Origin of the sequence: Jejuibacter sp. L23, from assembly GCF_050815825.1 — a bacterium.
Lineage (GTDB): Bacteria > Pseudomonadota > Gammaproteobacteria > Enterobacterales > Enterobacteriaceae > Jejubacter > Jejubacter calystegiae.
Genome location: NZ_CP138199.1, coordinates 1,724,274 through 1,741,855, shown reverse-complemented (window position 1 = coordinate 1,741,855; position 17,582 = coordinate 1,724,274). Strand labels below are relative to the sequence as shown.

At 50.9% G+C, this 17,582-nt stretch carries 19 protein-coding genes, 5 tRNA genes and 1 pseudogene; 4 read left to right on the top strand and 21 right to left on the bottom strand.

Annotated elements, in window-relative coordinates; all coding sequences use genetic code 11:
* Nucleotide 1: 1 nt before the first annotated feature.
* Nucleotides 2-712, bottom strand: coding sequence for a nicotinamide riboside transporter PnuC (gene pnuC / locus SCU88_RS07995; protein WP_175339965.1), 711 nt, complete (start codon nt 710-712; stop codon nt 2-4).
* A gap of 253 nt (nt 713-965) precedes the next feature.
* Here pnuC and SCU88_RS07990 point away from each other — a divergent pair, with 253 nt between their 5' ends.
* The 3 genes from SCU88_RS07990 (at nt 966) to SCU88_RS07980 (ending at nt 2,627) form a co-directional block, all read left to right on the top strand.
* Nucleotides 966-1,223, top strand: coding sequence for a helix-turn-helix domain-containing protein (locus tag SCU88_RS07990; protein ID WP_421805444.1), 258 nt, complete (start codon nt 966-968; stop codon nt 1,221-1,223).
* A 15-nt stretch (nt 1,224-1,238) separates the two neighbouring features.
* Complete coding sequence (locus SCU88_RS07985; RefSeq protein ID WP_138096477.1) at nt 1,239-1,742, top strand: hypothetical protein; 504 nt, start codon at nt 1,239-1,241, stop codon at nt 1,740-1,742.
* A gap of 354 nt (nt 1,743-2,096) precedes the next feature.
* On the top strand, nt 2,097-2,627 hold the full coding sequence (locus tag SCU88_RS07980; protein WP_338324496.1) for a YagK/YfjJ domain-containing protein: 531 nt from the start codon (nt 2,097-2,099) through the stop codon (nt 2,625-2,627).
* Between the two features lie 283 nt (nt 2,628-2,910).
* On the opposite strand, the gene SCU88_RS07975 is transcribed toward SCU88_RS07980, so the two are convergent.
* A complete protein-coding gene (locus tag SCU88_RS07975) occupies nt 2,911-3,525 on the bottom strand; it encodes a recombinase family protein (protein WP_138096475.1) in 615 nt (204 codons plus the stop codon).
* A gap of 318 nt (nt 3,526-3,843) precedes the next feature.
* A complete protein-coding gene (locus SCU88_RS07970; protein ID WP_138096474.1) occupies nt 3,844-4,413 on the bottom strand; it encodes a hypothetical protein in 570 nt (189 codons plus the stop codon).
* Nucleotides 4,414-4,898: 485 nt separating this feature from the next.
* Here SCU88_RS07970 and SCU88_RS07965 point away from each other — a divergent pair, with 485 nt between their 5' ends.
* Nucleotides 4,899-5,384, top strand: a complete 486-nt coding sequence (locus tag SCU88_RS07965; protein ID WP_138096472.1) for an Hcp family type VI secretion system effector — start codon at nt 4,899-4,901, stop codon at nt 5,382-5,384.
* 21 nt (nt 5,385-5,405) lie between these two features.
* On the opposite strand, the gene SCU88_RS07960 is transcribed toward SCU88_RS07965, so the two are convergent.
* The 18 genes and pseudogenes from SCU88_RS07960 to tolA form a co-directional block, all read right to left on the bottom strand.
* Complete coding sequence (locus SCU88_RS07960) at nt 5,406-5,732, bottom strand: DUF1493 family protein (RefSeq protein ID WP_138096471.1); 327 nt, start codon at nt 5,730-5,732, stop codon at nt 5,406-5,408.
* Nucleotides 5,726-6,190 (bottom strand): STM2901 family protein, encoded by a 465-nt coding sequence (locus SCU88_RS07955; protein WP_138096470.1) that lies wholly within the window; start codon nt 6,188-6,190, stop codon nt 5,726-5,728. The genes SCU88_RS07960 and SCU88_RS07955 overlap by 7 nt, the downstream gene beginning before the upstream one ends.
* 101 nt (nt 6,191-6,291) lie before the next feature.
* On the bottom strand, nt 6,292-8,100 hold the full coding sequence (locus SCU88_RS07950) for a recombinase family protein (RefSeq protein ID WP_175339690.1): 1,809 nt from the start codon (nt 8,098-8,100) through the stop codon (nt 6,292-6,294).
* Between the two features lie 103 nt (nt 8,101-8,203).
* Nucleotides 8,204-9,259, bottom strand: coding sequence for a quinolinate synthase NadA (nadA, locus tag SCU88_RS07945; RefSeq protein WP_175339689.1), 1,056 nt, complete (start codon nt 9,257-9,259; stop codon nt 8,204-8,206).
* 223 nt (nt 9,260-9,482) lie between these two features.
* Nucleotides 9,483-9,758: a hypothetical protein gene (locus SCU88_RS07940; protein ID WP_175339688.1), complete on the bottom strand. Its 276-nt coding sequence runs from the start codon at nt 9,756-9,758 to the stop codon at nt 9,483-9,485.
* Between the two features lie 374 nt (nt 9,759-10,132).
* Nucleotides 10,133-10,396 carry an immunity protein gene (locus SCU88_RS07935; RefSeq protein ID WP_175339687.1) on the bottom strand — a complete coding sequence of 88 codons (264 nt, stop codon included), beginning with the start codon at nt 10,394-10,396 and terminating at the stop codon, nt 10,133-10,135.
* A pseudogene (locus SCU88_RS07930) lies at nt 10,393-10,701 on the bottom strand (S-type pyocin domain-containing protein); the annotation flags it as partial. The pseudogene SCU88_RS07930 and the gene SCU88_RS07935, both read right to left, overlap by 4 nt.
* 54 nt (nt 10,702-10,755) lie before the next feature.
* Nucleotides 10,756-11,028, bottom strand: a complete 273-nt coding sequence (locus tag SCU88_RS07925) for a hypothetical protein (protein ID WP_138096465.1) — start codon at nt 11,026-11,028, stop codon at nt 10,756-10,758.
* A complete protein-coding gene (locus tag SCU88_RS07920) occupies nt 11,025-12,467 on the bottom strand; it encodes an S-type pyocin domain-containing protein (RefSeq protein ID WP_431810110.1) in 1,443 nt (480 codons plus the stop codon). Before SCU88_RS07920 ends, SCU88_RS07925 begins: the two co-directional genes overlap by 4 nt.
* A gap of 491 nt (nt 12,468-12,958) precedes the next feature.
* A tRNA-Lys gene (locus SCU88_RS07915) sits at nt 12,959-13,034 on the bottom strand.
* Between the two features lie 27 nt (nt 13,035-13,061).
* A tRNA-Lys gene (locus SCU88_RS07910) sits at nt 13,062-13,137 on the bottom strand.
* 26 nt (nt 13,138-13,163) lie between these two features.
* Nucleotides 13,164-13,239 (bottom strand) — tRNA-Lys (locus tag SCU88_RS07905).
* Nucleotides 13,240-13,243: 4 nt separating this feature from the next.
* Nucleotides 13,244-13,319, bottom strand: a tRNA-Val gene (locus SCU88_RS07900).
* 27 nt (nt 13,320-13,346) lie between these two features.
* Nucleotides 13,347-13,422: transfer RNA gene (locus SCU88_RS07895), tRNA-Lys, on the bottom strand.
* Between the two features lie 162 nt (nt 13,423-13,584).
* Nucleotides 13,585-14,385 carry a cell division protein CpoB gene (gene cpoB / locus SCU88_RS07890; RefSeq protein WP_138096464.1) on the bottom strand — a complete coding sequence of 267 codons (801 nt, stop codon included), beginning with the start codon at nt 14,383-14,385 and terminating at the stop codon, nt 13,585-13,587.
* 9 nt (nt 14,386-14,394) lie between these two features.
* Complete coding sequence (gene pal / locus SCU88_RS07885) at nt 14,395-14,925, bottom strand: peptidoglycan-associated lipoprotein Pal (RefSeq protein ID WP_138096463.1); 531 nt, start codon at nt 14,923-14,925, stop codon at nt 14,395-14,397.
* Between the two features lie 30 nt (nt 14,926-14,955).
* Nucleotides 14,956-16,248, bottom strand: a complete 1,293-nt coding sequence (gene tolB, locus SCU88_RS07880) for a Tol-Pal system beta propeller repeat protein TolB (RefSeq protein WP_175339686.1) — start codon at nt 16,246-16,248, stop codon at nt 14,956-14,958.
* A gap of 211 nt (nt 16,249-16,459) precedes the next feature.
* A complete protein-coding gene (tolA, locus tag SCU88_RS07875) occupies nt 16,460-17,566 on the bottom strand; it encodes a cell envelope integrity protein TolA (protein WP_138096461.1) in 1,107 nt (368 codons plus the stop codon).
* Nucleotides 17,567-17,582: the final 16 nt, after the last annotated feature.

Below are 17,582 nucleotides of genomic sequence, written 5' to 3'. Positions count from 1 at the left end.
TCTACGATAGCGCGTGTGGCGAATGCTCACGCGCGCTGCGCATCCACATCCGGGTGCCGTTCAGGGCGATAAAGGTCAGGATCAGGTACTCCAGCGCCATGGCCCATACGCCCTGTATCGCGAAAATCACCACGCTAATCACATTCACCGCACTCCACAGCAGCCAGTTTTCCACATATTTGCGGGTCATCAGAATCATCGCCACAATCGACAACACCATCATAGAGGCATCCCAGAACGGGAAGGCATCGGGAGAAAGTTCCGGCATGGTCGTCTGCAGACCGAAAATTCCCAGTACCGCCAGCGCTGCCCGGGTTAGCGCAGCAAAGACCGGATCGATCCATAACGTCATCATGATAATCGCCACCACACATACGGCAAGTAACAGTAACGCCTTAGGCAAGGGCAGCCAGCGAATGCGTAATTCAGGCCGTTGCCCGTCACTACTACGTGACCAGGCATACCAGCCGTAAATATTGGCGGCAAAGAAGAACAGCTGTAGTAGCAGGCTGGCATAGAGCTGGATCTGGAAAAAAATAATCGCAAACAGCGTGACATTAATCAGCCCGAAGGGGTAATTGATAATCTTCTCCAGACTGGCCAGCCAGATACAGAGTAAAGCGGCCAGGGTGCCTGCCGCCTCAATCCACGAAAGGTCGTAACCGCCCGCGCCGAGCGGTATATGCACCAGAATATTTTGGGTACCGAAAATTTGATAGATGTCCAATCTTAATTTCCCTCATGATGCCGTATTGGCTGGAGTGTATCTTACCCATGACAAGCGCTCTACCTTTCAAAACATCGCACTGCTATCGCTTTAAAGTTGATAATTATTATCATTTGTGATATAATGTTATTTAATATCAATAGATTAAAAAGGAGGTTTATTGCAGTATCTACGACCATTTACCCCCCCATCTCCAGCACAGCATGAGAAGCTAACAACACGGCTCACCTCTGCAAATATGTATCATGCAACCAGCTACCAACGCCTACTCCATTACCTGACCGAAACGCCAACAGCACTAAGCGCTGGCGATCTCTCAGCGGTAACGAATATTCCGCTGCCAACTACATATCGGGCATTACGCAGGCTGGCAGACAGAGGACTGGTCGATTGGTACACGGATAAGTCGGCGGTAGCACGCTGGTATGCTGTCCGCTCCGGCCACAATAAAAACTACTGCACCGCGTGCAACCGACCCTATGTTGAACATGAATGAAGATGAGGTAATAAAATGAAAAATAATACAAAAAATAGAAAAATCGATGCGGCGGTGCAGGCGCATATTGATGCCATTGCCGCAAAGTTTCAGCCTGACGACGCCGAACTACAGCGCCGGATTAACCAGGCTATCGCCCGGCATAACGCGTGCAATGCGAGCCAGGAATTCAGTGGCCCGCCGCCGGTAGCGATGCAGATTATGCAGGAGAAAATTCTTGATGGCTGGCGGTTCGACGGCGCTGCCCCAAATGCTGTCCGGTTCACCCCGAACGGTGCCCATATCAACATCAAACTATTCAAGCCGCATACTCTGATGGAATCGGAGCAGGAAGACCTTCGCCAGCGCGTAGAACTTGAATACAAGGAAGTGATGCTTGCCGATATGGAGCAGGCGATTGATGACCTGATGGCGGATGCCGCCAAAGATGCTCAACGACGCGCTGAAGAGCAGGCAGCAGCGGAGCAAGTTGCTATGCGGGAGCGTCTCCGGGAACTGCTTACCGGGACTGATGCTTGACATAATTAGCATTGCCATGAAATACTATCGTAGGGTTTTTATACCCGTAAACTTCGTTCGAAAAAATCCATCAGCCATAACTCCTTCTAAACCCCTTGTATTTAGCGGCGTCTGCCTGTGCTCATAGTGCAGGATTGGCGGTGGATTTAGGTAATACCTATCCTGCCCATCGTCTATCTCTTTTAATGAATTACTGGAGGTGTTCTGTTAACCAATACAACTACTGTTAGTAGCTATGCATACCATGCTCATGGCCGTTATGAAGCCATTGCTGATAGCTTTCTGTACGGCGACCACGCCTATCCTATAAACTCAACTGACAAATCCCGTGTTCGGCTGGATATCCTGACGCCGATGATGGAAGAACTTGATGCAATGCAGCGCACGTACAGCCGTGTCTTTGTCGCCCGCTTCGATCTTCGCCTGCCATCCGGCACCGCCGTTGAGACTGGCAACGAATGGATACGCCAGCTATTCAAGAAACTGCGGGAGCGTCTCAAGTCGAAGCATCGCCGCCCTGAGAGTATAACCTCACCAATCCGAGAGTTTGCTTACGGCTGGGTGCGTGAAAAAGAGAAGGCAAAGCAGGTTCACTATCATTGCTGGATTGCCCTGCCGCACCGGCAAGTCAGAAGTATTGGGACTGCGAATTGCGGGCTTGGTGGTGCCATTACAGAGGTCTGGTGTGATCTGACAGGCGGCAAGCCTTCGCTGGTGGAGTTCCCTGGTGGGGAGTATATTATTCTACGTGGGGAACCTGAGACGCTGGAAGAACCAGTCTGGCGGATCTCATACCTCGCCAAGGAGCGGGGAAAATTCTCGACGGGTCAGGGTGACCGCCTTTTCTCAACGTCAAAACTCAGGCATAAGTATCCCAACACCTAAATCTTTCCTGTAACGCCATTTAAGCAATTTTCATGCCAAGCATGCATTGGTATTGATGGTGATATAAAAATGGCGTACAGAGCCATACAGGGCGCTTAACGGGCATTTTCCTTCCCTCTTTCTGATTGATTTTTTATTTAATGCCCTTTTATCACCTTCAAGTGAACAAAACTTAATCACAGCCAATATTGTCAGAGATCTTCACGTACGATTTTCTCAGGTTAATAACACAAAAAAACTCCGCCGCAGCGGAGTCTCAGGAATGGTTAGTGCAGGCGCAGTGTTAGCCAGCCAGTTCCTTTTTGATCCTGTAGAAGGTGGCGCGGCTGATCCCTGCCGCCTTCATAATCAGCGCCGGTTTTACATTCTGCTCCAGCATCTCCTTCACGGCTTCCCGTGCCTGCATATCTTTTTCCTTCCCGGTATATGCTCCCGCCGCCTTTGCTCTTTCAATCCCCTGAGCCTGCCGCTTGCGACGAGTCTCATAGTCCTGCCGTGCCATTGTGGCAAGTATATCAATAAGCATCGCATTGACTGCCCGCAGGATGCCGCTGGTGAGATCGCTGCCAACCATTTCGACCATCTGCCAACTGGTTGGCAAATCCATTGAGACAATTACCAGATTCTTCTCGTCCAGGACTTTCTTTAGTTCTGCCCATTCCTGATGTTCCAGACGGCTCAGACGGTCGATAGCCTCCACCAGCAGAAGATCGCCGGACTCTGCTTCATTCAGCAACTGCATAAGTTCCGGGCGGTCAAGTTTGGCTCCGCTGGCGTTCTCAATATACTCACCGGCAATATTCCACTTCTTGCTACCTGCAAAGGTTCGCAGTGTTGCCAGTGCCCTGTCTGCGTGTTGCCCTTCAGTCGATGCCCGACAGTAGATACGAACGTTCATGATAAAGTCTCAATAAAGTGTTAATTTAATATCCATATGATACATTACCAATTTTTGTAGTCAATAAAGTCTTTTTAAACCCTATTGAGACTTATGTTTCATAGTCTATCTTGGGTATACCCAAACGAGACGGCATGCTACTGATGATGGCTACCTGATATTTTCAAAAGATCGACAGGGCACTTGCCCTTTCGGGACTGTACGTTAGACCGCTCTGCCCGTGCGCCGGTGATATTTGCTGGGGAAGGTTAAAACACTGCGGGTATGAAAGATTTTCATTACACTGGGGAGTTGGGGGATTACTCCCCCGGTCTTTTGCTAATCCAGCAGGTGACTCAGCGGCGTTAGCGTCACATAGATACTGTCGCCACGATCCTCTATGGTGATGGGCATATCGACACCGTTGGTCAGCATTGCATTGGCCCGGTAGTACTTCTCAGACACCTTCTTCAGATCCGTAACCTTGATGCACTGCACATCCGACTTTTCATCCTTGTATACCTCAGTCACCACCTCACAGGCTGATTGCCTAATGCTTTGATTATAATCTGTTATCTCCGTGATAAGAAATACGGCAACAACAATGGCGCTATGAACAGCAAACCATCCCCACCGATTCATTCCAACAGCCTTTGCCCGGATAAACGTATGCACTGGCGGGAAGATGAGGATCGCTAATGCGTCACCAATATAGTCCTGGAAAGATTTCTTCAGCTCTCTTCCATCAAGAACCGCACACGTAAATGCAGCAACATAAAATGCCACAAGTGAGGCCTTGTAACCAAAATTCAAAAAGTCAGCAACAAGAAGCGCCAGCGGTGTAGCCACGAACACATAGAAATATATATTATTGATTTTAATGATATTATTATCTTTTGTAAGTTCCATTACCTTACTAACCCTCAGATTAAGATTAAAAAACACCCAAAATGAACCATGATACCGCTTGATCGATTTTGTCGATCAATTATTGGATTATTGATCATTAAAACTGATCAAGAAAGTGATTAGTTACTTTAGTAGATAGTTTGAAAACGGTTGTTTATGGTCTGAATATCTGAGGCTGTGGAGTGCAAGAGATGAAGATTATTTCCTGTATTTTTATGATGTTACTGATTTCTCCAGCATGCTGGGCGGGGCGAATTACGATGAGCAATCCGGATGAGCAGGAGTTACAGGGAGGGAAGCGGCTATGTGTGTACAGCAACATTATCTACACATTCACCTACGTCACACGCTCGCAGTCTTGCCCTTACAGCAAGACGTTCGACACATCAGAGAATGAAAGATAATCAGATTTTTGTATATTTACCAACCAGCCAAATAATCATAAAATAACTGTGGGTAATAATAACAACATGAGGATTGAAAGAATGGCCGTTCCTGTTCACCTATGGCTAACCGATGATGGGGGAGCCACTATTAGAGGTTCCTCTGATGTTGCGGATCGTGAAGGAAGTATTGAGATTAGAGGGTTACATCATAACCTGAGCATCCCAACCGACAACAACACCGGCAAGCTGACCGGAACACGCCAGCACGCCCCCTTCCAGTTTGAAAAGGAAATCGACTCGTCCAGCCCTTACCTTTATAAAGCAGTTGCTACCGGACAAACACTAAAATCAGCCGAAATCAAATGGTATCACATTAATGATGCTGGTCAGGAAGTGGAGTACTTCAATATCCTGTTAGAGGGCGTGAAGGTTATATCTGTTACACCCATGATGCATGACACCCGAAACTGTCCGGGAACAGGCCATATGGAAAGTGTAGCGATGCGCTATGAAAAGATCACCTGGAAGTATGTTGACGGGAATATCCAGTATACAGACGCCTGGAACGAGCGCCCTACCGCCTAAAAGAAGAGGGGCAAATGCCCCTCAATCATATAACCACTTTCCAGCTTTAGCGGATTCTATGAGCATCCTGATAGTGAAGTCCGGGACAGGAATCGGCTCTATCTTCTTAAACGGATTCCAGGAAAAAGGTGTATCTGGGTAATAGGTGTTAATGTTGAAGTTGCCCCGATCGACATCGAAGCTTTTAAAAAACTCATCCATCATATCTTCTGCTTCACTGACATCCATACTTAAATCCGTATCAAAGTCAGTATCGGGGGTAAGTTCTACCTCTTTTCTTTTAAAGACGTATACCCCCGCATAAGGCCGGACAAGTTCATAAATCCGGTTTTCTATACCATCTACCATATCTTATCATTCCCCCGCGCGATTGCGTTATAATCCCGGACGGTTTTATATGTTATTTCTATCACGTCTGCGGAAAGAATAACAACGCCAACAAGCGGAATAGTGCGACCTACAAAGGTGCCAATATTACGCACCATCACCCTTCTTGCTGTCCAAGGTGTATAACCACCAATCCAGGTTGGAAGCCTGACACCAAAAGGAAACTTAACTTTTCCAAATACATTACGAGCCGCTTTAGATGCATGGGATGTACCTTTTAAAGCATCCTTGGGCTTAGTTCGTGTATCTAAGTCATTCCTTCCGGAAACAATCGCAACGACAGCACCAAAATCGGCAACACCTAATCCGAATTGCTCTACTGTTTTTTCACAGAAGATCATGAAAAGTAACGCGCTGGCGGAAAGATTCGACTTTCCCGCATAAAAATATGTGTTGTTAAGTTCTTCTACGGTATCCATCCCATTACCCTCGCCTGTTGGTGTTGTGGGCTAACTATACAGATGAATTTTCATACATTCCAGACATCAGGATGCCTCTCGATTCCGAAAGCTCCGCCAGTTCATCGTTTACCGAAAAAATCCTTCCCATTAAGGGGCTTATGCCCCATAGCTTCTATCATGGTGCGCGTGCTCTCCAGAGAATCGTAAGGTTTTGGTGATGGTAGCTGAAAATCAAAATCACCGGCAATCTCATCGGTTAGCATCTCCCAAAAACTGCTACGGACCCGATTCATAAATGTGTCCAGCGGTGTTATGCCATCTTGCTGGGTTAAATATTCAACGTAGGATTTTTCTTTTTTTCCATTGTTTAACTTCATGACCCCTTCACAGAGGTAGTTTACACCAGAGGGAAATATAACCCGGATAGACAGGGATTTATCATCACGCTTAGTTACTATAACTTTACCAAACAACCTTCTGACCAGTTCCCTGACTTCATGCCTGTGTGGGTGCGTAACGTCAGTTAATACCTCTGGTGTTAATTTCCGCGCCACCGCTAATAACTGATTTGTTATATCATCGTCACTGTTTCGTATGGCCTCCTGTTGGGACAGCTTATCCAGTTCCAGGAGTAAAGAATTTTTCTCGCTCTCAGCCCGCTGTAGCGCCATTACAAGACTGGCAATAGGGCCAGTTCCCATCTGGATCGCTGTAGTCAAATTCTCTATCTGTTTATTGAGGTTCTCTGCCTCTTCCCTACGCTGGTCAATCAATGGCTGGAGGCTCTCTAAATCGCTCCCATTAGCGGCTATATCGAGAGTGTTTGCTACCCAGACAGCACGGATAACACATGCCTCAAGCAACCTCCCCTGAACAGACCACGCCCGGCAGGTTGACACGTATTGCTGTCCACCAGCACAGACATATCTGATCCGTCCCTCTTTGGTATAGTACGTCATAGGAGTGTCGCAATGACCGCAACGCAGCAGGCCACCCAGTCCAGAAAGAAATGTTGTGGTTTTCCTCTCACTGCCAATCTTGATACGGTTGTTTTCCCGTATGTCGTTGAGCCGAGCAAATTCTTGTTCTGTACACAGTGGGGGATAGTAGTTCTGGAGGGTGTAGGAGCTACCACTAAGGGTCATCACCTTTTCCCCGATTAGTGCCCTACTCAGTCGCAACCGTTTTACAGTGGGAATAGTCCAGAAAGATCTTACTCGTTGCCTCGGGCCTTTGTTGCCCCTAGGTGCCGGGTACAGTTCCAAATGTTGGTTTAAATATGTTACAACCCGATAAGCTCCCCACCCCCGTAAAAAAAGCTCTACCGCCTTCTTTGCTGCTACCCAATGGACAGGGTGAGGCTTGACGGCTTCATACTGGGGACCAGATGCATCAATCCACCACGGCGCGCTACCCACGGCTTTAATGTTAACGGGCCTCCCTTGTTTATGACGTTCAACCAACGCCAGAGCATTACCCACCGTCCGCTTTTGCTTTGTCCTTGATTCCTCGTTGGCTCGTTCAAAAGCGAGGATGGAGAAGATCATAGCCATCACATCCTTTTCGCTCTCTGGCGTATGAATCCGTTTATCCTGCCCAGTGACAACCGTCATACCCAGAGATAATAAGCGCCGCAGAAGATCGTTAGATCTCATCGCTTCATCACGGCTCAGGCGATCGAGGTTTTCCACGTACAACCAAGAATCAGACGGAATAGCGCCAGCCTCAACGGCGGCGATGAAGTCGGCCAGCGCCCCCCGCTTTGAGTTCTTCCCACGGAAGGCGGAAACGCCTTCATCCCTGATTTCGTCATACTCAAGATCATGTTCAACCGCAAAAGCTTTAGCTGCGGCTGTCTGGCGGGCGAGTGTGGTCCCCTCTGACTGTCTGGAACTACTCCAGCGGATGTAGGAGAAGAGCTTTGGCATGGTGGGCATCCCTCTATGAAAAGAGGGATATTATAAAACGATGTTGCATCTAAACAACATTTGGGGTGCTGAAGATATCCATTCGCCCTCCGGCGCCACACTATTATGCCTTTACAGACTGGCGCAGCGTCGCCGCAAAATCGAGCATGCGATTGAGCGGTAGCAGCGCCCGTTCACGCAGCGCCGGAGCCACATCGATCTCATGCTGCGCGCCGCCCTGTTCCAGACCGCGAACGATGGCCTCAAGGCCGTTCATCGCCATCCAGGGACAGTGTGCACAGCTGCGACAGGTGGCTCCTTCCCCGGTGGTCGGCGCTTCCATCAGCTCTTTATCCGGGCAGGCCTGCTGCATTTTGTAGAAAATACCGCGATCGGTGGCGACAATCATCTGGCGCTGTGGCAGGCGACGAGCGGCGGCAATCAACTGACTGGTGGAACCAACCGCATCGGCGATATCCACCACGCTCTGGGGCGATTCAGGATGCACCAACACGGCAGCATCCGGATAAAGCGCCTTCATGCGCAGCAATCCCTGGGTTTTGAATTCGTCATGCACGATACAGGCGCCGTCCCAGCACAGTACGTCGGCACCGGTTTGCTTCTGTACGTAACGCCCCAGATGACGATCCGGCGCCCACAGGATCTTTTCGCCCATGGCATCGAGATGCTCAATCAGCTCCACGGCAATGCTGGAAGTCACCACCCAGTCGGCACGGGCCTTAACGGCTGCCGAGGTATTGGCATAGACCACCACGGTGCGATCCGGGTGCTTATCGCAAAATGCGTTAAAGGCGTCATCGGGGCAGCCGAGATCCAGCGAACATTCCGCGTCGAGCGTCGGCATCAATACCCGCTTTTCGGGGCTGAGGATCTTCGCGGTTTCGCCCATAAAACGTACCCCGGCCACCAGCAGCGTGGAAGCGGGATGGCTGGCGCCGAAGCGCGCCATTTCCAGCGAATCCGCCACGCAACCGCCGGTTTCTTCGGCAAGGGCCTGTATTTCAGGGTCAGTATAGTAATGCGCCACCATAACGGCATCGCGCGCTTTCAGCAGCGTTTTGATATGCTCTCGGTAGTGCCGCTTCTGCTCAGGGTTTAACGGCGCCGGCTTGGGCGGGAAGGGATAGATGGCCGTCTGGGGATCGAACATCACGCTCATCGCTAATCTCGTTTCGTCAACTTAACAAATATGGCCTTTACGCGCTCCGATGCCCATAAGAAGCCGCTAATCGTTTTATATGCTAAACAAGATAGCCGATCGTTTCCGCGTTGTCGTCTGTTATTTTACCCATAAGTAGGGGCCGGTGCTTCAGTGCGCTGCAAAACCTGCCTTGTGGAAGGGCAAGCAAAGCTATCATTGGGGTCGCTTTGCTTACAGGGCATTAACGGATACCGTATTTTTTCTCAGTCACGAATTTGGGCTCTTTCCAGCTGGGGCCTTTTTTATAACCACCTTTTCCATTAGATGATATATCACCTTTTTCTCGCATGTTTTTCACTAATGTAATCAACTCAATGTTTGATATCCGTTGAGTACCATACATAGTACAATATCCATCTAATTGAGGGTGAGATATCCCGTTCCCTTTTCGTCCCGATAAAAATAAAATGATATCCCGGATTTGTTCATTTTCAAACTTAGGTTTAAAATCAATCATATATAATCTCTGAATTTATTCACCGCCAGATTTTAATGCTTCTAACCTGTATAGCAGAGAGCACTCGCTACTTAATTTGTAGTCTTACAGTGCTGCTGTATGAGTATTATTCCACGTAGTGCCATCATCACCAGGTGATACTCCATCAGGATCCCTGGCGCCCGATAACGCTACAGCCCTCTGATTTCATGGATATAAAATCGTTTATCTGTTAGCTCTCCTTGCAAAATTTTCTCCAGATTAGCAATCCATCCGACTCAGTAAACCGTCAGGTATGGGCAACGAGCAAGTATTTCCAGTATTGATCCCCCCAGCCTGCCCAGAATGGGGAAATAAGAAAAACCAACTTTCCGGTTGGCTTTGCAAGTGTGCTATTAGCTGATTCCGTATTTTTTCTCAGCCACGAATTTAGGCTCTTTCCAGTTGGGGCCTTTCATAGCATGTCCCCTGTCGTTTTTCGCTAATTTCCCTTGCTCAACTAATTTCTGAAAACAGAATAGAAGATCCCGTTTTGCAACAGCATCAAAATTATAGCGAACATACATACGATCTATATCAGGATATGATCTGATTGGTGCAAAATGTAAGAGGACATCTTCAATGCTTTCATTTTCAATCATTTTTTTAAAATCGATCATGTATTTTCTCGCCTTTCCTGTTCTTCATAGGCCTTGTCTGCATCTGGAGTATACAAGGGTTGAGTTTTTTCACTTACTTTGAAATCTTCCAATGTTGCAGTATGCGTATCATTCCAGACTGATTCATCCTCCATTCCATCAGGAACCCCTAACGCCCGATAACGCTCCAGCTCCCTGATTTCATGGGTATAAAATCGTTTATCCGTATCGGTGGGCTGTAGCTCACCTTGCAAAATTTTCTCCAGACGGGCAATCATCACTTTGTTCGCATCCGACTCAGCAAATCGCCTGATATGTACCAGAATTAATAAAATAAGGTAAGCAAAGCCAACCTTCCGATTGGCTTTGAAAGTGTAATATTAGCTGATTCCGTATTTTTTCTCGGTCACGAATTTAGGTTCTTTCCAGTTGGGACCTTTTATTACCAGCATTTTATTTCCAAAATTGACAACCCCATCTCTGAGCATTTCGTCAAAGACTTTCGATAGTTCACCATTGCTAACAACATTAAATCGGTAACGAACAAAAAAATTATCCAACTGCGGATAACCAATCCCTTTTGTACAGCCAGCAAAGAAGGACACCACATCGTAAACTCTTTCTTTCTCAATCATAGCCTTAAAATCAATCATAGCTCTTCCCTTTTTGCTTGTTCCTCTGCCGCTTTTATAGCATCAGAAGAGTATAAAGGCTTATTTCGCTCATCTATTTTATAGTCTTCCAGAGTAGCGGAATGCGTATTGTTCCATATAGCTTTTTGTTCTTGAAAATTTTTGGGAACTGTACCGTCTTTTATGCCAAGGTTGCGATAACGCTCCAGCTCCCTGATTTCATGGGTATAAAATCGTTTATCCGTATCGGTGGGCTGTAGCTCACCTTGCAAAATTTTCTCCAGACGGGCAATCATCACCTTGTTCGCATCCGACTCAGCAAATCGTCCGGTATGCAGCTTCACCTTGTCCACCCCTTTCCGGTCAATACGGGCACTCCTCCAGTCAAGCTCCAGAATCGGGCCACCGCACTTTTTAGAATTATACTCCCGCCCGCTATATTTACCGACCGTATCCGTTTCCCCGTAGATATTACTGATAACGACATATACCGGCTCTATCCCGGTCCCTTTCGCATCCGGTCGCCAGTAAACAAAGTCAAACCAGCGTTGAGGATATGGCCATGGAGATGGCAATATAACCACGGGTTTCAGGACCTTAATCTCACTGCCGGTATGTACCGGCGTTACCGGCAACGGGCCGGTATTTCCGGTATGGGTTGTTCCCGATGGCGCAGGAACAGGATTAATTAATATCGTCCTGGGCGGCGTTGCCCCGACAGCCGGCAATGTAATGATATCCAGCCCGGTCGCTTCATCGCGCACGGGAGTGAGTACCGGTACTGTGCCGGGTATCCCTTCCCCCGTTTTGATGAGTTTCAGGCTCAGCTGGCCCTCTTCATAGCTGAGCGCGGCGCGAACAGGCAGCTCCACGCTGGTTGCCCCCTCTTCGAATTGAATCCCACTCTCAGAAAAGTTGTGGCCACTCATGGAGAGCATGGCATCGTAATCCCGCCCCGGCACCCGGTCGCTCCCTTCGCCTACTGGCGGCGAATAAAAAATAGAGGTTAATACCACGCCTCCAGCCAGCGCACTGGCTAATTCGGCAACTGCGCTGCGAATTCCCGCTGTCAAAGCCAGTTCGGCCGCACCGCTCAGTGTCATCGCTCCCGCTCCGGCCCATGAGAGCTGGGATCCTCCCGGATTTCGCTCCGCGACAAGGGCGCCAGAGCCCGCCATCGCGTCATTTGCCGCCTGAGCCTGTTCAGCGCTATATAACGGCGCAGGTAACAGGCCGAGTATGGCAAGCGTACCGGCAATCTTTTCAAGCGTGCTGGCATTACACATCGCAATCCCTTTGCCATCAGCCCTGTCCATGACCCATGTCCAGCCTAAAGCGTTAAGCTTTTTCAGATAGCAATATTTTTTCTGAGATCTAAACAGGAACCTCCCGTCACCAAGATATTTGTATAACGGTTCCTGGCCCGGTAGCTGGCTTCTTTCAGCGCTCCCTTTTTTCATTTTTATTCTCCAAAATAGCTCTCCTTGTTGAAAAAACTAACAACGCCCAGACTCCCTTTTTGGTCATCTGAAGACTTTGCGACTATTTATAAAAAAATAAAAATGAGCGTTTTAAAGAAATTCCAGGAAGTAATGATACGGGTGATAAGCTAACCTGGCGGGGACATTCCCTTCTGGCGCGGATCGGTATCCTCACGATAAGCTCATGACCTGATAAACGCTGCGCGGAGTAATGCCTTCTACCTTCTGGTATATGGGAAGGCCACACGGCCCCCTGGAGGCAATCTCAGGCGTTTTCATAGCGTGGCCAGATGGATTCCGGCATAACCGAACGGCGAAAAGGGAAGACAGGAAGATAGCCGTGAGTCTAATGCCCAGGCAGACACCAGGCTCACACGGAAACAGCAAGACGAAAAAAAGCCGCACCCTGATGACCAGGGTGCGGCTTTTCCACTTCCCCGGATGCCCTCAGGCGTCCCGGAAAGATATATTGGTGGGTCGTGCAGGGCTCGAACCTGCGACCAATTGATTAAAAGTCAACTGCTCTACCAACTGAGCTAACGACCCGCAAAGGGGGGTACGCATTTTTCGAAGTGGTGGGTCGTGCAGGGCTCGAACCTGCGACCAATTGATTAAAAGTCAACTGCTCTACCAACTGAGCTAACGACCCGCAAGGGGTATTACGCATCTTCGAAATGGTGGGTCGTGCAGGGCTCGAACCTGCGACCAATTGATTAAAAGTCAACTGCTCTACCAACTGAGCTAACGACCCGAAGTGGTGGGTGATGACGGGATCGAACCGCCGACCCCCTCCTTGTAAGGGAGGTGCTCTCCCGGCTGAGCTAATCACCCACTGCGTACTGCTACCAGATTTTAAAGTGGTGGGTCGTGCAGGGCTCGAACCTGCGACCAATTGATTAAAAGTCAACTGCTCTACCAACTGAGCTAACGACCCACTTTTCGTCACTACGGGTTAATCACTTAACCCCGGCAACGGCGGCATATATTACTGATTTAAGACGCTGACGCAACCTTAATTTTGGCAACCAACGTCTGACCGCTCAGGATTCACACGCCACGCGCAGAAAACCAGCATATTCAGGCTATGCCGCGCCCATCAGAGCGCGGAAAGTTTCTTTTGCGCCTGGGTAGCGGCGCTGGTGCCCGGATACTTGCTGATAACCTGCTGATAAACGGCCTTCGCTTTATCCTTGTCGCCTTTCTCCTGCATGATAGTCCCTACCTTGTAAAACGCATCAGGCGCTTTAGGAGACTTAGGATAGCTCTTCACCACCAGAGCGAAGTAGTGTACCGCGCTGTCCTTCTGTCCCTTGTTGTAGTAGAGCTGACCCAGCCAGTAGTTAGCGTTGGGCTGATAGGTGGAGTCAGGGTACTTTTTCACAAAGTTCTGGAATGCCGCAACCGCCTCATCGCTACGCTTTGCCTGTACCAGCGCAAAGGCGGCATTATAGTCGCTGTTGGCATCACCGCCCTGAACCGCCTTTCCCGCATTACCGGTCTCCTGGGAAGCCGCACCCGCTGCTGCGCCCTGCGCTGGCGCATCGCTTTGAGCCCCTGCGTTTCCCTGCTGCTGTCCGGCATTACCACCGTTCAGGCTCTCTATCTGCAGCAGAATCTGCTTCTGGCGTTCGACAACCTGGTTGAGCTGGTACTGGTTTTCCTGGATCTGACCGCGCAGCTGAGCGATATCCGTCTGGTTATCGGCAGCCTGCTGCTGGAGTTGAGTTAATAGCTGGCTGTGCGCATTGCTGATGCGCTCGAGTTGGGTGACCCGGTCTTCGACCGAGCCGGAACCGACGTTACTGATTGACGCCTGGGCATGAGCGGCCCCCAGAGGGGCCGCTACGCCAACCAGCAACGACAGAGCCATCAGAGATTGTCTGAAGTTACTGCTCATGCCGTTCTCTTAGTAGACCAGTACCGCACGACGGTTTTTAGCGTAAGCCGCTTCGTCGTGACCCAGTACTGCGGGTTTCTCTTTACCGTAGGAGACAATGGCTATCTGGTCGGCAGACACGCCTTTACCCTGCAGGTACATTTTCACCGCGTTCGCGCGGCGCTCGCCCAGGGCGATGTTATATTCCGGCGTACCACGCTCGTCCGCATGACCTTCGATGGTCACTTTGTAAGAGGGGTTGTTACGCAGGAAGGTCGCATGGGCGTCCAGCATCTGCTGGAACTCAGAGTTAACGTCAAAGCTGTCGTAGCCGAAGTAAACGATGTTGTTCTGCTGCAGCTGCTGCATCTGCAGACGCGCCTGCTCGTCGGCAGACATGTTGCCGTTGCCGCCGTTGGCGCCGGTCATTCCGCTGCCTGCGCCCATCATGCCGCCAGCACCGCTCTGATCGTTGTCGGCGCTCTTATTGGAGCTACAGGCAGCAATCGCCATCACAGGCAGCGCCAGCATCAGCCCTTTCAGCACTTTGTTCAGTTGCATTTTCTTATCCTTAACTCATCACAATTGTTATCAGAGATACGGCGACCAGGCAGGAGATTTGACCTGCCCATCAGTAGCCGGTAGACGCGCTTTGAAACGCCCGTCTGTTGAAACCAGGTTCAGCACGGAGCCCATCCCCTGGGAAGAGCTATAGATAACCATTGTGCCGTTCGGTGCCAGACTTGGCGTCTCATCCAGGAACGTGGAGCTCAGCGTTTGTACGCCCCCCGTCGCCAGATCCTGTTTGGCGATGTTCTGCTTGCCGTTGTTGGAGCTGACCATAACCATAGATTTACCGTCGCCGCTGACGTCCGCATCCTGATTCTGGGCACCTTCCCAGGTCAGACGCTGCGCCGCGCCGCCGTTAATATTCATTTTATACACCTGAGGGCGACCCGCCTGATCGGAGGTAAAGGCCAGGTTCTGGCTGTCCGGGAACCATGTCGGCTCGGTGTTGTTGCTGCGACCATTAGTCACCTGACGCATCTGGCCAGAAGCCAGGTCCATCACGTACAGCTGCAGACTCCCCGTTTTAGAGAGCGCAAAGGCCAGCTTACTGCCATCCGGCGAGAAGGCCGGAGCCCCGTTATGACGCGGGAAGGACGCTATCTGACGCACGTTGCCGTTAGACAGCGTCTGCACCACCAGCGCAGAGCGACCGCTTTCGAAGGTCACATAGGCCAGCTTGCTGCCATCCGGCGACCAGGCCGGCGACATCAGCGGCTGAGCGGAGCGATGCACCACAAACTGGTTATAGCCGTCATAGTCGGAGACCCGCAGTTCGTAAGGGAACTGACCGCCGTTGGTCTGTACCACGTAAGCGATACGGGTGCGGAACGCCCCTTTAATGCCGATGAGCTTTTCAAAGACCTCATCGCTGGCGGTGTGCGCCGCATAACGCAGCCACTGCTTATTCACCTTATATGAGTTCTGAGCCAGTACCGTGCCCGGGGAGCCGCCGGTATCTACCAACTGATACGCAACGGTGTAGCCGCCATCCGGATTCGGTGTAACCTGCCCGACCACCACGGCATCAATACCCAGCGCGGACCAGGCCTGAGGCTGAACTTCCTGAGCAGAGCCCGGCTGCTGCGGCAGACGCGCGCGCTCCAGCGGATTAAATTTACCGCTGTTACGTAGATCCGCTGCCACGATCTCGCCGATGTCTTCCGGCGCGGCGCCCTGGCCGGCCCACTTAAATGGCGCAACGCCGATAGGACGCGCGGAGTCCACCCCCTGGGTGATCTCAATTCGAACTTCCGCGTGCAGGACGGCTGCCCACAGCATCAGAAAACTTAATGCGACTCGTAATGCCTGCTTCATCTTATCTCCCTTATCCGGGCCAGAAACCCACGATAATTTAGCAGAAGGTTAACAAACCGGTGTAGTGATAACGCTCAAATCCTGCGCTTTATCAGAAGGCGACGACAGCGTTCTGCTGATGTCGGATCTGGCGCATCCCCGAAGCCCTGCCCCGGGGATGCGCATCTGTCGCCACCTGAATTATGCAGGATGATATCCGCTTGCGCTGTCCTCAGGGCTTAAAGTCCAGCGGCGCGTTTTTAAATACCTCATAAACGGCCTGACTGGGTGGCTTAGGCATATGCGCCTGACGCGCCGCCGCTACGGCTGCACGGCACAACGCAGGATCCCCCCCCTCAGACTGCACATCCAGTAACAGCCCGTCTGGCGCCAGCTTCACGCGCAGCGTACAGGTCTTGCCGGCATACGAAGAGGCATCGTAAAACTTGCTCTCGATCGCTGACTTGATCTGCGCTGCATAGCTGTTGATCTCCGCGCCCGATGCGCCGTTATGCTTATTATTCCCCTGCCCGGCCGGCGCAGCATTATTTCCCTGCGCGCCGCCGCCGGTTTTCGGCGCATTCTTACTCGAGCTCAAATCGCCCAGTAGATCGTCCACGCCCTGCGCCGACGCGGCTTTTTCAGCAGCGGCTTTCTTCTCGGCGGCGGCCTTCGCTTTTTCCGCTGCGGCCTTCTTCGCGGCAGCGGCTTTTTCAGCCGCGGCTTTTTCGGCGGCGGCTTTCTTCGCTGCTTCCTGCTCGGCCTTACGTTCGGCTTCCTGCTGGGCTTTCTTCGCCGCCTCTTCCTGCGCCTTTTTCTGGGCCGCAGCCGCTTTTGCAGCTTCTTCTTCAGCCTGTTTCTTCGCTTTAGCCGCAGCCGCCTTCGCTTCTGCCTCGGCTTTCGCCTTTGCAGCGGCGGCGGCCTCTTCGGCCTGCTGTTTTTGCTGTTCAGCGCGCTTCGCCGCTTCCTCAGTCTCTTTCTGCTGCTCGCGGGCCTTTTCCTGCGCCTCCAGCCGCTCTTTCTCCAGCTGTTTCAGACGCGCCTGTTCAGCGGCCTGCTTTTGGCGCAGCTCTTCCGCCTGCTGCTGAGCCTGCTTTTCACGCTGCTCGCGAGCGCGGCGGGCGCTTGCCTGCTGCTGCTGTTCACGATTGTACTGCTGCACCACGGCACCGGGATCGACCATCACGGCATCGATAGCCCCTCCGCCGCCGCCTGCGGACTCATCGATATGTTCATCGAATGAACTCCAGATCAGCAGCGCAATCAGCAGAATATGCAGCACCACTGAAACGATAATCGCCCGCTTCAGCTTCGCATTTTCTTCGCTTGCCTTTGACACTCCAGGTTCCCCAAAA

Excerpts from the sequence above, each read along its gene's own strand:
- SCU88_RS07990 (WP_421805444.1), top strand. The coding sequence starts at position 966 with ATGTATCATGCAACCAGCTACCAACGCCTACTCCATTACCTGACCGAA.
- SCU88_RS07985 (WP_138096477.1), top strand. The coding sequence starts at position 1,239 with ATGAAAAATAATACAAAAAATAGAAAAATCGATGCGGCGGTGCAGGCG.
- SCU88_RS07980 (WP_338324496.1), top strand. The coding sequence starts at position 2,097 with ATGATGGAAGAACTTGATGCAATGCAGCGCACGTACAGCCGTGTCTTT.
- SCU88_RS07975 (WP_138096475.1), bottom strand. The coding sequence starts at position 3,525 with ATGAACGTTCGTATCTACTGTCGGGCATCGACTGAAGGGCAACACGCA.
- SCU88_RS07970 (WP_138096474.1), bottom strand. The coding sequence starts at position 4,413 with ATGGAACTTACAAAAGATAATAATATCATTAAAATCAATAATATATAT.
- SCU88_RS07965 (WP_138096472.1), top strand. The coding sequence starts at position 4,899 with ATGGCCGTTCCTGTTCACCTATGGCTAACCGATGATGGGGGAGCCACT.
- SCU88_RS07960 (WP_138096471.1), bottom strand. The coding sequence starts at position 5,732 with ATGGTAGATGGTATAGAAAACCGGATTTATGAACTTGTCCGGCCTTAT.
- SCU88_RS07955 (WP_138096470.1), bottom strand. The coding sequence starts at position 6,190 with ATGGATACCGTAGAAGAACTTAACAACACATATTTTTATGCGGGAAAG.
- SCU88_RS07950 (WP_175339690.1), bottom strand. The coding sequence starts at position 8,100 with ATGCCAAAGCTCTTCTCCTACATCCGCTGGAGTAGTTCCAGACAGTCA.
- nadA (WP_175339689.1), bottom strand. The coding sequence starts at position 9,259 with ATGAGCGTGATGTTCGATCCCCAGACGGCCATCTATCCCTTCCCGCCC.
- SCU88_RS07940 (WP_175339688.1), bottom strand. The coding sequence starts at position 9,758 with ATGATTGATTTTAAACCTAAGTTTGAAAATGAACAAATCCGGGATATC.
- SCU88_RS07935 (WP_175339687.1), bottom strand. The coding sequence starts at position 10,396 with ATGATCGATTTTAAAAAAATGATTGAAAATGAAAGCATTGAAGATGTC.
- SCU88_RS07925 (WP_138096465.1), bottom strand. The coding sequence starts at position 11,028 with ATGATTGATTTTAAGGCTATGATTGAGAAAGAAAGAGTTTACGATGTG.
- SCU88_RS07920 (WP_431810110.1), bottom strand. The coding sequence starts at position 12,467 with ATGAAAAAAGGGAGCGCTGAAAGAAGCCAGCTACCGGGCCAGGAACCG.
- cpoB (WP_138096464.1), bottom strand. The coding sequence starts at position 14,385 with ATGAGCAGTAACTTCAGACAATCTCTGATGGCTCTGTCGTTGCTGGTT.
- pal (WP_138096463.1), bottom strand. The coding sequence starts at position 14,925 with ATGCAACTGAACAAAGTGCTGAAAGGGCTGATGCTGGCGCTGCCTGTG.
- tolB (WP_175339686.1), bottom strand. The coding sequence starts at position 16,248 with ATGAAGCAGGCATTACGAGTCGCATTAAGTTTTCTGATGCTGTGGGCA.